Consider the following 16,071-nt stretch of genomic DNA (forward strand, 5'->3'; position numbering starts at 1 on the left):
ACTACTTCCCTACAGGCGGGGGGAGGCCTACCAGCCCATGGCCGGCACCACGTACACGGCCATGGTGATGCAGAGGATCCAGCCCAGCGCGAGCAGCTGCAGGACGCGGTCCTCCAGGGCGATCTCGTCCGGGGCGCCGGCGTGGCCGCCGTCCACCTCGGCGGCGTAGCGCAGGATGGCGATGACGAACGGCACCATCGACACCTGGTACCAGATGGCGGCGGCGCCCCCGGTGGCGTCGGAAAGCTCGAAGCCCCACAGCGCGTAGCAGATCACCACCGCGGTGGCGGACAGCGTCCAGACGAACCGCAGGTAGGTCTCGGAGTAGCCCTCCAGAGCGCGGCGGATCTTGGCGCCAGTCTCCTTAGCCAGGAGCAGCTCGGCGTAGCGCTTGCCCGAGGCCATGAACAGGGAGCCGAACGCGGCCACCAGCAGGAACCATTGGGACAGGGCGATGCCTGCCGCCACGCCACCGGCCATGGTGCGCAGCATGAAGCCGCTGGACACCAGCGCGATGTCGATCACCGGGATGTGCTTCCAGCCGAAGCAGTAGCCCAGCTGCAGCGCGATGTAGATGCCAATCACGCCCGCCAGCGCTGGGCCGTCCGTGGCCAGGAAGGACAGGCCGATGGCAAGCGCGATGAGGATCAGCGCCATGGCGTACGCGAGGTTGATCGGCAGCATGCCGGAGGCGATCGGGCGGAAGCGCTTGGTGGGGTGCTCGCGGTCCGACTCCACGTCGCGCGCGTCATTGATCAGGTAGATCGAGGAGGCGCCGAAGCAGAACACCACGAACGCGAGCAGGATGTCCACGGCCGTGCGGGACGTGAAGGCGTCCATGCCAGCGGCGAGCGGCGCCGCCAGCACCAGGACGTTCTTGACCCACTGCTTCGGGCGCAGGCCCTTGATCATGGCGTCCGGCAGGTTCTTCGGCGGTGTCTTCTTCCGCGGCACATCCACGCCCTCGGTGTGGGGCTCGGGTTTGAGGAAGGGTTCCTGCGTCACGAGATCCGCCTTTCCGCCGAGGTGGCAAGCTTCGCCGCGCCCGCCCCCAGCGCGGCACCGGCGAGGGTGTCCGTGGGGTAATGCACGCCGAGCACGTTACGCGAGAGCATCATCACCGGCACCAGCAGCCACGGCCACTTCTTGCCCGTGATGTCCGCCAGGTGCACCGCGGCCGCAGCCGTGTTCGCAGCGTGCGAGGAGGGGAAAGACAGCTGCGAGGGCGTCTTCACGCCGATCTTCACGCGCTCGTCATTCGGCCGCGGGCGCCGCACGATGCGCTTGAGCACCACGGTCGCCGCGTGCGCGGCGAAGGTGCCAGCGCCCAGGGCGAGCCACTTCGAGCGCCGTTGCTTATCGACGCTCGCGCCCACCACAGCGACCCCCAACCACCCAAGGTCGTGCTCGCCGAAATGGCTCAGCGTGCGCGCCGCCTTCGCCGCGGTGGGCGAGTAGAGCGCGTCCTGGATCGCAACCAGCAGGTCGGCTTCCTTACTGGGCTTGACGGGCTTACTGGGCATCAAAGACCCTCCCCCAGTTCTCGCGGCTGGTCAGCTCGGGCATCGCAGCCCTGTACTCGCGCTGCAGCTCGGGCCACCGCTGCTTGATCTGCTCCTGCAGCTCCTTCGTCTGCTTCAGCAGGTCGTCGGCCAGCTGCTTGTCGCGCTTGCGGAACGCCACCCCAGTGCCGCCGGCGGTGGACACCGTGGCCGAGTCAATCCGCGCGAGCGTGAACCAGCGGGCCTCGTCCGCCGTCAAGTTGAGCTGCGGGGCGTCCCAGTGGGCCCGGTCCTCCACCTTGCGCTGGTGCAGCAACGCCTTCGCCGCCCAGGGCAGCTTCTTCACCTTGGCCAGGCGGCCCCCGATGTCGCGGGTGGGCACGCCCGGCGCGCCGGTGGGCGCCGGCAGGTCGGCGGCGCTCGGGACCACCTGCGCGTCCGGGTAGTCCTTGCGGATGGCCTGCACCTTGGGGAGCGTGGTCTCGAGGACGTCGAAAAGCTTGCCCGGGCCGGCGAGGAAGTCGCGCATCGCCTCCACCTGGATGGCCATGGTGGAGTACTCCATGCACATGATGTGCTTGTGCGTGCTCTTCAGCATGTTCTTCAGAATGCCGTCCGGCTGCTCCGGGCCGTAGACGGAGGCCACGATCAGGCGGTTGCGGGTGTGGAAGTACGCCTGCCAGTCAATCGCGTCGTCCTTGTCCGCCCACGCCATGTGCCAGATGGCCACGCCGGGCCAGGTCACCGTGGGGAAGCCGGCGGCCTTGGCGCGCAGGGCGTACTCCGTGTCGTCCCACTTGATAAACAGCGGCAGCGGCAGGCCCAGCTTCTCCGCCACCACGCGGGGGAAGAGGTTCATCCACCAGCCGTTGTAGTCCACGTCCACGCGGCGGTGCAGCGCGCGCGAGGTGGTCTTGCGCGGGTCCATCTGCTCCTCGCGGGTGCCGGTGTAGCCCAGGGGGTAGCGGGCGAAGTCGTGGTCGTACACCGCGTGCGGCGCCGCGCCCCACATGAAGGTGGCCGGGTCCACGGCCTCGCCGGTGGTGCGCAGCTGCGAACGGTCCTGCAGGTTCAGCATCTGCCCACCTACCAGGATCGGGTGCTTGGCGTAGCGCGCCGCCTGCACCGCACGCACGATGGAGTCCGGCTCGATGGCAATGTCGTCGTCCATGTAGAGGATGAACGGGGCGTCGGTGTGCTCCAGCGCCTCGTACATGATGCGGGAGTAGCCGCCGGAGCCGCCCAGGTTGCCCTGCGGGAAGATGCGCAACCGGCCCTCCAGGTTGGCCTCCGCCTCGGCGAAGTCCGGCAGGTCCGCCGGGTGCTGGTTGCCCTGGTCCGGCATCAACACGTCGCTGATGCGCTCGAGCACGTACGGGTCCTCGGCCAGGGCGTGCAGCGCGTTGACTGCGTCGCGCGGGCGGTTGAAGGTGGGGATGCCCACGGCCACGCGGGCGGGCTGGGGCGGGACCCGGGTGGCGTCGGCAAGCACCTGCTCCCCCGGCAGCTGGGGAGCGCACCACGCGGCGTCGGTGATGCGCGCGTCGGTCTCGGCGGTGATGTCGAACCACAGCCAGCCGCCGTCCTCGAAGTTGGCCAGCTTCAGCGGGATCTCCACCTGCTGGTCCGCCACCTCGAAGCTGTCCACGGCGACGCGGGTGCCGTCGTGCTTCGAGCGGTAAACGGAGATAGTGGCGGCGCCCTCGACCTGCATGGCCAGCACCACCGTGTCCAGCTGGGACCAGCGGCGCCAGTAGCTGGCCGGGAACGCGTTGAAATAGGTTTCGAAGCTCACCTCGTTGCCGGCCGGGACGGTCAGGCTTGTGCGGTCCGGCCAGCTCAGACGCTGCTTGTTGTGCTCCGCCTCGATGAGGTAGAGCATCCGTACGTCATGCGGCTCGCCCTTCTTGGGCAGCAGGACGCGCTGCAGCTTTTCGACGGCAAGCGTGTTCGATGTATCCACAGCGCCTAAGCGTAACGGTTCGGCCAGGGAATCTTTGTCTGGCTCGCGGCTTGGCGGGGCGGGAGGTGCCGGTGCAACGCGAAGTTCCGGTGCGGCGAAATAGTAAAAATAGTAAAGAGTAGTAACGGGTCTGTGATGGCGGACACATGGCGGCCAACAGCATTCCGGCGATCGGCGGCAGCTTTTCCGCTCCGCGATGATGGCTTTCTTCACCGCAGGACCTGACCTGGGTTTTCGACATTTTGAAAGCCATCTGCTTGGCATTTTGAAACGGGTTTGGTTGGCGTTTGGGAATGTGGGGGGAGGGCGAGCGTCGGTAAGCAAACGCCCTAGCGAGGCCGTCGAGGAGGCGCTAACGCGTCGCGCTCGGCGGCGAAGACCATGGCGTCGAGTTCGGCGAGCACGGCGTCGACGTCCGCGGGGGTGTAGCGGCGCTCGCTGCGGGCCTGCTCCAGCTCAGTGGTCGCCGCGGCCAGGGCCATATTCTGCACCTCGATCGCGGCGGCGCAGGCGCGCTCGAATGCTTTCCGACGTTCGCGTGACCCCTCCGGGCCCACGTGGCGGCGCTCGGCCAGCGCGTCGAGCCACTCCTGCACCATGAAGTAGGACTCCGGCGCGAGCGTGGGGCCGTGCTCTTGGACGGTGCGGCGCGCGGCCTCGTACGCGCGCTCGTTGAGCTCGGCACTGACCCTGCCACCGTCAGCATCCGGGCCGGCGTCGAGGTTGAGCTGGCGAACGAGCCACGGCAGCAGCAGCCCGGGGGTCACCATGGTGAAGGTGAGCACGCTCAGCGCGATGACGGAAAGCTCGTGGTATGCCTGTTTGCGGGGGGGAGCGCCCCCGCCCCCGCCCCCGGGCTCCCTGGGTCCCAAACCGGCATATTCGCCCAAACAGGCATATTCGTCGGAGGGGTCGCGGACTCCAAATAGGCATATCCGCAGGTCAGTTTTCGCGGAGCGCCAATATGCCTGTTTGGAATATGCCTGTTTGCGGGAATATGCCTGTTTGTGGGGGGGAGTACCCGCCACCCCGCCCCGGCCCCGCCCGGCCCCGCCCCAGCCGCGCCCCTCCAAGAAAACCCCGGCAACAGGCTTCGCTTACCGGCGTCCCAACAACGCCACCCCCGGCGGCCGCGTCTCGCCCGGCCCGCGCTCCAGGCCCCAGGCCGTCAGCTCGGCCAGCAGCGGGTCGCGGGGCATGAGAGCGTGCCGGGGCGCGTAGCCGTCGTACCACTCGGCCACGTTGATATTGGCCACGTCCGCGCCGTCCACCGCCGTCAGCTTTGATGCGGAATTAGGGGTGACCACCCGAGTAGCAGAATTTGAGGGCACCGTCGCGGAAGTCGACCTCCCCGCCGGCGACGAGCGCGGCCATCGCCACGTTGAAGGCCACGATGGACGCCGCGTCGGTAAACAGGCCCTCCGTCTGGAGTGTGCCCGTGATGCGCTTCGGGATGCCGGCCGGGCCCGCAACCGCGTCCACCGCCACCGGGTCCGGCGGGGCGATCGCCGCGGCCAGCACCATCGCCGCCGCAATCCCGATGCCGGGCATCAGCCACATCGCCGTGGCCGTCAGCGCGGCGATAGTGAGGAAGACCAGCGCCACCGACATGACCAGCACCACGTGCGCTCGCCAACGGCGGAGGCGAAAACGGTGGCGAGGACCAAGCCGATGATTGTCAGGAAAACTGTCACCGGCACAGTGTAGGGCGGGCGGCGGTTGCCGCCACGCGAGCGTCGAAAAGCGAAAGCCCCTAGACAGCAACCTCAAACGGCGCCTCGGTGGCCTCGCGGACGGACTCCACCGTCTCGCCCGGCGCGACCTCCACCAGCGTGAGGCCCTGCTTCTCGTCCACGGTGAAGACGGCGAGGTTGGTGATGATCAGGTCCACGCACTTCGCGCCCGTGAGCGGCAGGCGACACTCGGCGAGCACCTTCGAGTCGCCGTGCTTGTTCACGTGCTCCATGAGCAGGATGACCTTCTTGGCGCCGTGGACCAGGTCCATCGCGCCGCCCATGCCCTTGACCATCTTGCCCGGGATCATCCAGTTGGCCAGGTCACCGTACTGGGAGACTTCCATCGCGCCGAGCACCGCGACATCGATCGCGCGGGAGCGGATCATGCCGAAGCTTGTCGACGACCCGAAGAAGGACCCGCCCGACGCGACCGTGATGGTCTCCTTGCCGGCGTTGATAAGCTCGGGGTCCACCTCGTCGTCCTTGGGGTAAGGGCCGACGCCGAGGATGCCGTTCTCTGAGTGGAGAACCACCTCGATCCCCTCCGGCAGGTAGCCGGGGATCAGCGTGGGCATGCCGATGCCCAGGTTCACGTACTCCCCGTTTTGCAGCTCCTTGGCGGCGCGGGCCGCCATCTCGTTCCTGCTCCAAGCCATTACTCGCTCACCGTCCTGAATTCGATACCGGTCTCCTGCGGGCCGACCTCAACCACGCGGTCCACGTAGATGCCGGGGAGGTTCACCTCGGCCGCCGGGATCTCGTCCACCACTTCCTCCGCCTGCACGATGGTGATCTTGCCGCACACGGCGGCGTCCGGGTTGAAGTTCTGCGCGGTCTTGGCAAAGACGAGGTTGCCGTAGCGGTCCGCCCTGTGGGCGTGCACGAATGCGAAGTCCGGGTTGAGTGCCGTCTCCATGACGTACTGCTCGCCGCCGAACTCGCGCAGCTCTTTGGGCTTGGAGTACTCGGCGATGGTGCCGTCCGGGTTGTAGCGCACCGGGATCTCGCCGGTGGCCAGCGGCGTGCCCACGCCTGCCTTGGTGTAGAAGGCGGGGATGCCGGCGCCGCCGGCGCGCATCCGCTCGGCGAGGGTGCCCTGCGGGGTGAACTCCACGGTGAGCTCGCCCTCGAGGTACTGGCGCGCGTACTCCTTGTTGGTGCCCAGGTAGGAGCCGATGGAGCGGGAGATGCGCTTGTCCGCCAGGAGGAGGCCGAGGCCGAAGCCGTCGGTGCCCAGGTTGTTGGAAATGATCGTCAGATCGCCGGCGCCCTGTGCGCGCAGGGCCTCGATGAGCTTGGCGGGGATGCCCACCAGGCCAAAGCCGCCCACGGCGATGGAGGCGCCGTCAAAGATGTCGGCCACCGCCTCCTCCGCAGAAGAAACCACCTTGTTAATCATGTGGTCACCCTAACGCATGTGCGTCTGGCGTACAAGGGTTCACAAACCGAACTTCCGTGGGCTAGGCTCACACCCATGACCGAACGTGACGTGCAACTCGTACAGAGCCTCAGCCGGGGCCTCGCCGTGATCCGCGCGTTCGACGCCGACCGCCCCCGCCAAACCCTCGCGCAAGTGGCGGAGGCCACCGGCCTGCCCCGCGCCACCACCAGGCGCTTCTTGCACACCCTCATCAGCGAGGGCTTTGCGCTTACCGACGGCACCCTGTTCTGGCTCACCCCCAAAACCCTCGAACTCGGCTTCTCTTACCTCTCCAGCCTGGGGCTGCCCGCCATAGCGCAGCCGCACCTCGAGGCCCTGTCGCACGAGCTCAACGAGTCCTGCTCGGTCTCCGTGCTCGACGGCCCGGACGTGGTCTACGTGGCCCGCGCCGCCGCCAACCGCATCATGAGCGTGAACATCCCCATCGGCGCCCGCTTCCCCGCCTACGCCACGGCGATGGGCCGCGTACTGCTGGCCGGCCTGCCCGACGCCGAGCTTGAGGCCTACCTCGCCTCGGTGCCGCTCGCCCCCGTCACCCCGCTCACCGTGCACGACGCACCCACGCTCACCGGCATCGTCCGCGACGCGCGGCGGAACGGGTACAACGTGATCGACCAAGAGCTGGAGCTGGGGCTGCGCTCCGTGGCCTGCCCCATCACCAACGCCGCGGGCGAGACCGTCGCGGCCGTCAATGTGTCGGCCCCGGTGGCGGGATACGGGCTGGAAGATGTCGTCGACAAGCTCCTGCCCCCGCTACAGGCAACGGCGCGCGCGATCACGCGCGACGTGGAAACCGCCAACTTATAAGGAGAACACCGTGACTGAGAACGCAACAGACATTGTTATCTGCAACCCCAAGCGCACCGCGGTAGGCCGCTACGGCGGCGCCTTCGTCGGCGTGCCCGTGCAGGACCTGGCCGGGGCCGTGGTCAGCGCCGTAATCGAGGAGTCCGGCATCGACACGGCCGCGATCGACGACGTCATCTTCGGCCAGGCCGGCCCGAACGGCGCCGCACCCGCGCTGGGCCGCGTCGTCTCGCTGGACAACCAGCTCGGCGAGGGCGGCGTGAGCGTACCCGGCATGCAGCTGGACCGGCGCTGCGGCTCCGGCCTGCAGGCGGTGGCCACGGCCGCGGCGCACGTCGCCGCCGGCGCCGCGGACGTGATCATCGCCGGCGGCGCGGAATCCATGTCCAACACCGAGTACACCGTGGACGGCAAGATCCGCTGGGGCGCCAAGGGCGGCACCATGCAGTTCGTCGACCGCCTGCAGGAGGGCCGCGAGAAGGCCGGCGGCAAGCACCACCCGATCCCCGGCGGCATGATCGAGACCGCCGAGAACTTGCGCGAGGAGTACTCGGTTTCCCGCGAGCGCCAGGACAAGCTGGCCGCGGAGTCGCACCGCCGCGCCGCGGCCGCGCAGGAGGCCGGCGACTTCGCCGCCGAGATCGTGCCCGTGGAGGTGCCGCAGCGCAAAGGCGACCCGGTGGTTGTGGACAAGGACGAGCACATCCGCCCCGGCACCACCGAGGAACAGCTGGCCAAGCTGCGGCCGGTGATGAAGGTCAAAGGCGCCAGCGTGACCGCCGGCAACGCCTCCGGCCAGAACGACGGGGCCGCCGCCATGATCGTGACCACCCGCGCGAAGGCCGCCGAGCTGGGGCTCACCCCGATGGCCGTGCTGCGTGGCTGGGCCGTGTCCGGCGTTGCGCCCGAGACGATGGGCATCGGCCCCGTGACCGCCACCGAGAAGGTGCTCGGCCGCCTCGGGCTCACGCTGGATGACATCGACCTGATCGAGCTCAACGAGGCCTTCGCCGCCCAGGCCTTGGCCGTGCTGGACGCGTGGGGCATCTCCGAGGACGACCCGCGTGTGAACCCCGTCGGCTCCGGCATCTCGCTCGGCCACCCCGTCGGCGCGACCGGCGCTCGCATGGTGGTCACCGCCGCGCACGAAATGGCCCGCACCGACGCGAAGCGCGCGCTGGTGACCATGTGCATCGGCGGCGGCCAGGGCATGGCCGCGGTGCTGGAGAAGGCGTAGGCCGCCGGGGCGCCGGGGCGCTGGCCGGGGCGCCCCGCCACCTCCCTGGCCGACGATTTTCAAAAATCCGTGGACGGGGGCACCAAAAGCCCAGGAGGGTGAAAAATCTTTTAAAATTCATGGCCGCCCAGGCATACCCAGGCCCCGCCACTGCCCCAACCACCCGGACCGGGCCCGACCGCGGCCGCCGTTTCGGGCATACTCGGCCACATGAATAATCAACGCAGCACATCCGGCCGGGATTACGCCCTCGGCGCCGCGCTGATCATCCTCGGCGCGGCCTCGCTCTACTTCCTCACGGGCGCGACGGCCGTGTTCATCGCCGTCTTCGCCGCGGTGGCGGGAGCCGTGTTCCTACTGCGCGGCATCCAGGCCCCGGACCGGGACGGCGACCCGCTCGGCTACAGCCCCAGCCCCGGCGCGGACCCGGCGGACGGCTTCGATTGGGACAGCGCTTACCGCGACAGCTTTAACCGCTAGCTCTCGCCGTCCCACTTCACCATCTGGCTGGGGCTGGCCAGGGCCCCGCGCTCGCGCGCCATGATCAGCTTGTCTAGGTCGGCGAGCACGGCGTCCACGTCGGCGGGGTTGTACGTGCGCTCCCGGCGCGCCCGCTGCAGCTCCCGGCTGGCGGCGCGCAGGGCGATCTCCTGCATCTTCGCGGCGCCGGCGCGGGCGCGGAGGAACTGCTCCTTGCGCTCCTTGGAGCCCTCGGGGTCCTGCATGCGACGTTCGGCAATGGAGTCGAACCACTCCTGCACCATGGCGTAGGCCTCGGGGACAAACTCGTCCGCCTCCTCCTGCACGGCCTTGCGGGCGGCGGCGTAAGCGCGCTGGTTGAGCTCCTCATAGGCCTTGTCGGCGTCGGCGTCGGGGCCGGACTGCAGGTCCAGCTTGCCCACCAGCCAGGGCAGCAGCAGGCCGGGGATAACCATGGTGCAGGTGAGCACTGTCAGGGCGATGACGGAGAGCTCGTAGTGGTAGTGGGTCGCCGCCGGCGGGATGGACAGCACCAGAGCCAGCGTGACCAGGCCGCGCATACCGGACCAGGCCATGAGGAGCACTTCCTGGAGGCGCAACGGCGACACGTTGGTGCGGCCCTTGCTCTGGTTCACCTTGCACAGCACCCACATCCAGGCGAAGCGCACTGCGAAGGCCACCAGCGACAGCACCACCCCGATCTTCACGGCCTGCCAGATGTGGGTGCCGGCGGTGTTGGCGGCGTCGCGAACGCTCATGCCGATCAGCCCGAAGGCCACACCCGTGAACAGCATCTCCACCGTTTCCCAGAAGAAGTGGCCGGTCAGGCGGTCCTCGGCGCTCATGGTGGAGCGCGAGGACATCTCCACCGCAGCAATGACGATGGCGATGACGCCGGAGGCCTCGATGGCCTCCGCACCCGCGTAAATAGCAAACGGGATGACCCAGGTGAAGGCGGTGCGGATCACCGAGTCCGGCACGGAGTTGGCAAACAGCGCGGCGAGGCGCCCCACCACGATGCCCAGGATCACGGCCGCCGCGGCCGCGTAGAGGAGCTCGAGGAAGCCGTGGCCGAAGTCGATGTCGCCGTTGGAAACGGCCGCGGCCAGCGCCACGTTGAAAGTGACAATGGAGGCGGCGTCGTTGAACAGGCCCTCGGTTTGCAGGGTGCCGGTGATGCGCTTGGGAATGCCGGCGGGGCCCGCCACGGCGTCCACCGCCACCGGGTCCGGCGGGGCGATGGCGGCGCCGAGCACGATCGCACCGGCGAGCCCCAGGCCCGGCATCAGCCACATCGCCGTGGATGCGAGCGCCGCCGTGGTGAGGAACACCAGGATCACGGACATGGTGATGACCACGCTGAGCTGGGACCGGATCATGCCCCAGGACGTGCGTCGCGCGAGCGACCACAGAAGCGGCGGCAGGAAGAACGGCAGGATCAGTTCCGGCGCGATTGTGACCGTGTCGATCCCGGGGATGAAAATCACTGGCGCCACCGCAATCGTCAGCAGCGCGGGCCAGGGCAGCCCGGTTCGCTCACCGATCGCGGCGACAAGGACGGTGGCCAATAGCAGGCCGATCAGCGCAATGAATGTTCCCACGGGTGTACATATTAGGGGGCTTTCGCTTCTCGCCGATCAGCCGAACTCATGGAACTTCGCCTGAGTACTTCGCCTGAGTTTTCCGACTCGTCTCAACGCTCGTCGACCCGGTCCCGCGTGCCTAGCCAAAGTTGTATAAAACAACTCCGAAAAAACTCCCTGAAAATTTTTCTCCGAAACCAGCTCATCGACGCAGCTCAACCCAGTAACTTCGAGTTGTTTTGAGTTGTTTATTTGGAAACCCAGCGGACACTTGGACCTCGAGTCGGACTGCCGTCGGCGATGTTCGCTTTGCCCAGATCCCGAAGGTGGCGCAGGATTCGACTCACGGATTCACGCTCTACGCCAAGTTCATTCGCAACTTCACGAGCGTTCACAGACTTCCCTTCGCGCAACTGAGCAACGATCCAGTCCTCTGTAGTCACTAATGCACTCGCAGTGGAACCGTTCCCCTCAAAGGCCTGCCGCGCGCGAGCGGACAGTATCCATTCAGGTGCGTCTCTCAATGATTCCAGGAAGCCTTGGTTTGCGTACCATCCCAACGTCTCGTGGGCTTGCGCTTCCGAGACTTGCATGAGTCGGGCTGCTGTGGACGTCATCAAAATCTGATGGTTCGCTAGATGACGTGCCACCAAAAGACCATTCAGGCTATTGAAAATCGCCTCACCGAATTCAGCACGTAGCAGATACAGAGACTTAATGAACGCCGAATCGACGTTTCCAGCAGGCAACGTGACCTCGACAAACGGCCCATCGGCCTTCAGGCTGGGGGTTTGCCTACCACTGGCGAGCATAGAGACCCACATGCGATCGAAGCCTCGCGAAGATTCTTCTGCGAGCCCCAGCTGCCGCAATGCACCCATCAGAATCGGGTTTCGGGGAATCGATTGGGTGGTCAGAATTCTCTCCTCGGGCACACCTACGGGGAGGCCTCCGGGAGACCACACAGTCAGGCTGGTCGGAGACTGGTCAACTACGATTGCGGTGGTCGCTCCCCAGTCGCGGTGGGCGAATGCGTTGGAGATAGTTTCGTCTACCGCGGTCGCCGGAAACGCCGGAATGGGAAACTCTTGGCCGTTCGGGAGTTGCACTCGCGCAATCTCCTGCGACGTGTGAGCTTTAATCAGCGCACGAAGCTGGTCCGAGGCGGTAATCAACGGTGCGGAGATCTCAGTTGCTTTTGGATCGCCACTCGGCACGTCGCGGAGCAGATGCCTCACAACCGTCCGGTTATGCAGTGGCCGCATGAAGAGGATTTCCGCCGCCAATGTCAGCGCGCCGTCCACCGTAAGCAATCCCAACTCACTGCAGAGTTCAAGCCCCGTCTGAGGCACAGGTGAATCATCACCCAGGGCATGCTTCCGGTTGACAAGGAGGGTTTTAGCCTGCTCGATCGCCTGGAGGTCAAGATCCTCAGGGCCCCGTCGAGACGCAGTAGCGCTCAGGTCAGGGTTCGAACGAGACAGGTGAATACTGCGACGTTCATCCTCCCCCAAAGGGACGCAATTTTTTCCGACGCGTCTACTTGCCTGACCTTTGGAGCGTTGATACAGCGCCATCCCCCTTGGGATGCGCAAGGCAATCAAGCGCTTACCGCAGCGCTCGATCTCAAAAGCTTCAACTTGGATATGAGGCTGCGTCTTGCTGTAGATCTTTCCTACTAACCAGTCACATGAACGATCAGTGCCGGTGAACGCAGCAGGGCCCGCTTTCTTGTCATTAACGCCGAGGACGATGTAGGCGACACCACCGTCGGCATTGGAGAAACAAATAACCTCATCTACAAGAAATTCCACAAGGCTTGCATCGGGATTCCCATTCATCGGATGGACAGCTGGATCTTCTTTGAAATCCAGCACCTGAGATTCCCAGCTGTCAGCGCTATCTCCGGCCTCAATTGCCGACAGCGCTTCCTCCACACCCCCATAACCTGAATCGAGCATGGACTCAGATTAACAAAGGTTGTTTACAAGTTGTTTGAAACAACTCTGAAACAACTCGCGACCAAACCCCACCCGGGATTCTCGAATCGACACAGGTCAGACCCGTTGTTTTGAGTTGTTTAAAACTCGACCGGATGGCCGGAGCTGCCATTTTCGCTATACCCTCGCCCCCGCGCGCCTAGTGCCCGCGCGGCTGCGAGATCGGCTCGCCGGCCTCAAAGTACGGGCGCAGGTGGTTGTCGAACAGGGACAGCGCCGCGCCGATGGCCATGTGCATGTCCAGGTACTGGTAGGTGCCCAAACGGCCGCCGAAGAGCACCTTGTTCTCCTCCGACTCGGCCGCGGCCAGGCGCCGGTACGCCTCGAGCTTCTGGCGGTCCTCGGGCGTGTTGATGGGGTAGTAGACCTCGTCGTCCTCGCCGGCGAAGCGGGAGTACTCCTTCACAATCACCGTCTTGTCGGCCGGGTACTCGGCGCGCTCCGGGTGGAAGTGGCGGAACTCGTGGATGCGCGTGTATGGCACGTCGGCGTCGTTGTAGTTCATCACCGGGGTGCCCTGGAAGTCGCCGGTTGCCAGCACTTCCTGCTCGAAGTCGAGGGTGCGCCAGCCCAGGCGACCCTCCGAGTAGCCGAAGTAGCGGTCGAGGGGGCCGGTGTAGACCACCGGGGCGTCCGGGTTCTCGGCGCGGATGGTGGCGGCCGCGTCGAACCAGTCTGTGTCGAGGCGAACGTCGATAAGCTCATGCTCCGCCATGCGCTCGAGCCACGCGGCGTACCCATCAACCGGCAGCCCCTCGTGCGTGTCGTTGAAGTAGCGGTTGTTGAAGGTGTAGCGCACCGGCAGGCGCGAGATGATCTCCGGCGGCAGGTCCGTGGGGTCGGTCTGCCATTGCTTGGCGGTGTAGTGCTTGACAAAGGCCTCGTAGAGCGGCTTGCCAATCAGCGCGATGCCGCGCTCCTCCAGGTTGGTGGCGGCGGCCGGATCGAGCCCCTCGGTTTGCTCGGCGATCAGCGCGCGGGCCTCGTCGGGCGAGTAGTAGCGGCCGAAGAACTGGTTAATCAGGCCGAGGCCCATGGGGAACTGGTAGGCCGTGCCGTCGTGCATGGCAAAGACGCGGTGCTGGTAATCGGTGAAATCGGTGAACCGGTTGACGTACTCCCACACGCGCTCGTTGGAGGTGTGGAAGAGGTGCGCGCCGTACTTGTGCACCTCGATGCCGGTTTCCGGGTCCTTCTCGCTGTAGGCGTTGCCGCCGATGTGGCTGCGGGCCTCCACCACCAGCACGCGCTTGCCCAGCTCGCTTGCGGCCTGCTCCGCAACCGTGAGGCCGAAGAAGCCGGATCCAACAACGATGAGGTCATATGTCATGCGGTCATTTTTGCATAGCTGCTTGCCGACGGTCGGCGGAGCGACACGCCGAACCCTAAAGCCTGACTTTAAACTTGAGGTTCAGGTATCCTCCACATCAGTTAACTGTCTTCACAATTGCCACAGGAGTACTGACGTGCAACAACGCCAACGCCTCAACAGCGCGCCCACCCGCGCGTACCCGATGCTGGCCGCGATCCTCGCCGTGGCCATGGTGGCCGCCGCCGCGTTCGGCGGACGCCGGATCCTCCAGGTCCAGTCCGCCGCCCCGGCCGACATGGAGGTCTACTCCGCCACCGGCTCGTTCGCCGACGGCGCCAACGTGGTGGTGGATGACGCCGCCGTAAAGTCCCAGGGCGAGGGCGACGAGCGCCGCGTGGTCAAGGAGTTCACCCGCGACCGCGAGTTCTCCATGGTCGGGCTCACCTGGGCGGGCGACCGCGACATCGTGGCCTACGTCCGCGCCCAGCACGCCGACGGCTCCTGGTCCCCCTGGTACCTGATGGACCAGACCGACCCGCCTGCCGGCGCCACCAAGTTCGGCACCGAGCCGATCTACGTCGGGCCCACCAAGCGCGTCCAGGTCTCCACCGGCAACGTGGACCTTTTGGAGGGCGGCCGCGCGCAAGCTGGCGCGGCCACCACCGCGCGCGACATCGAGGCCGTCTTCCTCGACGGCGGCACCGGCACCACCAACGGCACGATCAAACCCGTGGCGGACTCGTACACCGCGAGCATGCCGAGGGTGATCACGCGCGCGCAGTGGGGCGCGGGCCGCAGCAACAACCCCACCTACACCGAGCCGGTGACGGCGGCCACGGTCCACCACACCGCGGGCGCGAACGACTACAGCGAGGCCCAGGCCCCCGGCATCGTCCGCGGCATCTGGGCCTACCACGCCAAGGACCTCGGGTGGGGCGACGTGGGCTACAACGCGATGGTGGACAAGTACGGCAACATCTACGAGGGCCGCGCGGGCGGCCTGGACCGCGCGGTGCAGGGCGCCCACGGGGGCGGCTTCAACCAGACCCCCGGGGGCGTGTCCGTGCTGGGCAACTCCCAACCCCCCCAGCCCCCCCCCGCCGCGATCGCCGCGCTGGGCCAGATCATCGGCTGGAAGGCCGCCGTGGCGGGCTTCGACCCGATGGGCTACAGCTACCACCGCGCCGAGTTCGACTTCGAGGGTTCAAAGTACGCGCGAGGCCAGGGCGCGATGTTCCCCAACATCAACGCGCACCGCGACTTCCACTACAACCAGTGCCCCGGCGACAACCTCTACGCGCGCATGGGCGACATCCGCGCCGCCGCCGCCATCAAGTACAACGCCGTGCGCGGCATCCGCGGCGTGGCTAACCCCTCCGTACCCCGGCTCACCAACATCGTGAACCCGAACGGCATCACCACCGCGGTGACCCCGGGCGCCGGCGCCGGGACCAACACTGCGGCCACCGCCGCGGCGAGCCTGAGCAACGCCATCTCCGGCATCGCCTCCGGCGACAAGGTGGCCATCGCCACCGCCGCCGGCACCCTGGCAGGTGTGGTGCTGATCTGGGCGTTCAGCAAGGGCTACTTCGACAACCAGATCAAGAACGTCGCGGGCACCGAGATCATCAGCGGGCTGACGGTCAAGGACATCACCCCCCTCGTGGGGCCGGCCCTGCAGCTGGCCGGCGGCGCGAAGGCGGCGGACGCGTGGAAGCGCCTCGAGCCCTCCCTCGGCGAGGTCGTGGGCGCGGTCTCCGGCATCGGCGGCCAAGAGCTCGTGTTCTACGCCGGCGGCCTCGGCGTGAAGGACGCCAAGGGCGAGATCTACGCCCTGGCGGGCGAGATCGCGGACGCCTGGCTGCAGCAAGGCCTGGACCTCGGGCCGCTGGGCATGCCCACGTCCCAGGCCATCGAGGCGAAGGACGGCGAGATCCGCATGACCTTCGAGGGCGGCGCGATCGTGTTCACGCCCTCCACGAAGACGGTGAACATCATCACCAACTAGCG

The 16,071-nt window shown here is 66.8% G+C and carries 15 protein-coding genes; 4 read left to right on the forward strand and 11 right to left on the reverse strand.

Translation table 11 applies throughout. The features are described from left to right. Positions 1 to 27: 27 nt before the first annotated feature. The 8 genes from BN4252_RS06530 to BN4252_RS06560 all read right to left on the reverse strand — a co-directional run bounded on the left by BN4252_RS06530 (position 28) and on the right by BN4252_RS06560 (position 6,600). Positions 28 to 1,005, reverse strand: a complete 978-nt coding sequence (locus BN4252_RS06530; RefSeq protein WP_066527880.1) for a decaprenyl-phosphate phosphoribosyltransferase — start codon at positions 1,003 to 1,005, stop codon at positions 28 to 30. Further along, positions 1,002 to 1,523, reverse strand: coding sequence for a phosphatase PAP2 family protein (locus BN4252_RS06535; RefSeq protein ID WP_066527882.1), 522 nt, complete (start codon positions 1,521 to 1,523; stop codon positions 1,002 to 1,004). The genes BN4252_RS06530 and BN4252_RS06535 overlap by 4 nt, the downstream gene beginning before the upstream one ends. After that, a complete protein-coding gene (locus BN4252_RS06540; protein ID WP_066527883.1) occupies positions 1,513 to 3,465 on the reverse strand; it encodes a glycosyltransferase in 1,953 nt (650 codons plus the stop codon). Before BN4252_RS06540 ends, BN4252_RS06535 begins: the two co-directional genes overlap by 11 nt. A 329-nt stretch (positions 3,466 to 3,794) precedes the next feature. Next, complete coding sequence (locus tag BN4252_RS06545) at positions 3,795 to 4,250, reverse strand: hypothetical protein (RefSeq protein ID WP_066527884.1); 456 nt, start codon at positions 4,248 to 4,250, stop codon at positions 3,795 to 3,797. A 312-nt stretch (positions 4,251 to 4,562) separates the two neighbouring features. Continuing rightward, positions 4,563 to 4,772 (reverse strand): hypothetical protein, encoded by a 210-nt coding sequence (locus BN4252_RS11100; RefSeq protein WP_143341180.1) that lies wholly within the window; start codon positions 4,770 to 4,772, stop codon positions 4,563 to 4,565. Beyond that, positions 4,759 to 5,076: a cation:proton antiporter domain-containing protein gene (locus tag BN4252_RS06550; RefSeq protein WP_078056860.1), complete on the reverse strand. Its 318-nt coding sequence runs from the start codon at positions 5,074 to 5,076 to the stop codon at positions 4,759 to 4,761. Before BN4252_RS06550 ends, BN4252_RS11100 begins: the two co-directional genes overlap by 14 nt. A gap of 142 nt (positions 5,077 to 5,218) precedes the next feature. Further along, entirely contained in the window at positions 5,219 to 5,857 is a 639-nt protein-coding gene (locus BN4252_RS06555) for a CoA transferase subunit B (protein ID WP_066527889.1), read from the reverse strand. After that, the gene (locus BN4252_RS06560) at positions 5,857 to 6,600 is read right to left on the reverse strand and encodes a CoA transferase subunit A (RefSeq protein WP_066527891.1); all 744 of its coding nucleotides are present in this window, start codon (positions 6,598 to 6,600) and stop codon (positions 5,857 to 5,859) included. Before BN4252_RS06560 ends, BN4252_RS06555 begins: the two co-directional genes overlap by 1 nt. A 75-nt stretch (positions 6,601 to 6,675) precedes the next feature. Between BN4252_RS06560 and BN4252_RS06565 the strand changes: the two genes are divergently transcribed. The 3 genes from BN4252_RS06565 (at position 6,676) to BN4252_RS06575 (ending at position 9,166) form a co-directional block, all read left to right on the forward strand. Then, the gene (locus tag BN4252_RS06565) at positions 6,676 to 7,449 is read left to right on the forward strand and encodes an IclR family transcriptional regulator domain-containing protein (protein ID WP_066527893.1); all 774 of its coding nucleotides are present in this window, start codon (positions 6,676 to 6,678) and stop codon (positions 7,447 to 7,449) included. A gap of 10 nt (positions 7,450 to 7,459) precedes the next feature. After that, positions 7,460 to 8,686: an acetyl-CoA C-acetyltransferase gene (locus BN4252_RS06570; RefSeq protein ID WP_066527895.1), complete on the forward strand. Its 1,227-nt coding sequence runs from the start codon at positions 7,460 to 7,462 to the stop codon at positions 8,684 to 8,686. 210 nt (positions 8,687 to 8,896) lie between these two features. Beyond that, positions 8,897 to 9,166 carry a hypothetical protein gene (locus BN4252_RS06575; RefSeq protein ID WP_066527896.1) on the forward strand — a complete coding sequence of 90 codons (270 nt, stop codon included), beginning with the start codon at positions 8,897 to 8,899 and terminating at the stop codon, positions 9,164 to 9,166. Here the strand turns inward: BN4252_RS06575 and BN4252_RS06580 are convergent. The 3 genes from BN4252_RS06580 to glf all read right to left on the reverse strand — a co-directional run bounded on the left by BN4252_RS06580 (position 9,163) and on the right by glf (position 14,079). Next, on the reverse strand, positions 9,163 to 10,767 hold the full coding sequence (locus tag BN4252_RS06580) for a cation:proton antiporter (RefSeq protein ID WP_066527902.1): 1,605 nt from the start codon (positions 10,765 to 10,767) through the stop codon (positions 9,163 to 9,165). The two genes, BN4252_RS06575 and BN4252_RS06580, sit on opposite strands and share 4 nt — an antisense overlap. 230 nt (positions 10,768 to 10,997) lie before the next feature. Then, on the reverse strand, positions 10,998 to 12,710 hold the full coding sequence (locus tag BN4252_RS06585) for an RNA-binding domain-containing protein (RefSeq protein ID WP_078056809.1): 1,713 nt from the start codon (positions 12,708 to 12,710) through the stop codon (positions 10,998 to 11,000). Between the two features lie 178 nt (positions 12,711 to 12,888). Beyond that, on the reverse strand, positions 12,889 to 14,079 hold the full coding sequence (glf, locus tag BN4252_RS06590) for a UDP-galactopyranose mutase (protein WP_066527908.1): 1,191 nt from the start codon (positions 14,077 to 14,079) through the stop codon (positions 12,889 to 12,891). Between the two features lie 136 nt (positions 14,080 to 14,215). Here glf and BN4252_RS06595 point away from each other — a divergent pair, with 136 nt between their 5' ends. Continuing rightward, positions 14,216 to 16,069 carry an N-acetylmuramoyl-L-alanine amidase gene (locus tag BN4252_RS06595; protein ID WP_066527910.1) on the forward strand — a complete coding sequence of 618 codons (1,854 nt, stop codon included), beginning with the start codon at positions 14,216 to 14,218 and terminating at the stop codon, positions 16,067 to 16,069. Positions 16,070 to 16,071 lie beyond the last annotated feature (2 nt).

This window comes from Corynebacterium bouchesdurhonense, assembly GCF_900078305.2.
In the GTDB taxonomy this organism is placed as follows: domain Bacteria; phylum Actinomycetota; class Actinomycetes; order Mycobacteriales; family Mycobacteriaceae; genus Corynebacterium; species Corynebacterium bouchesdurhonense.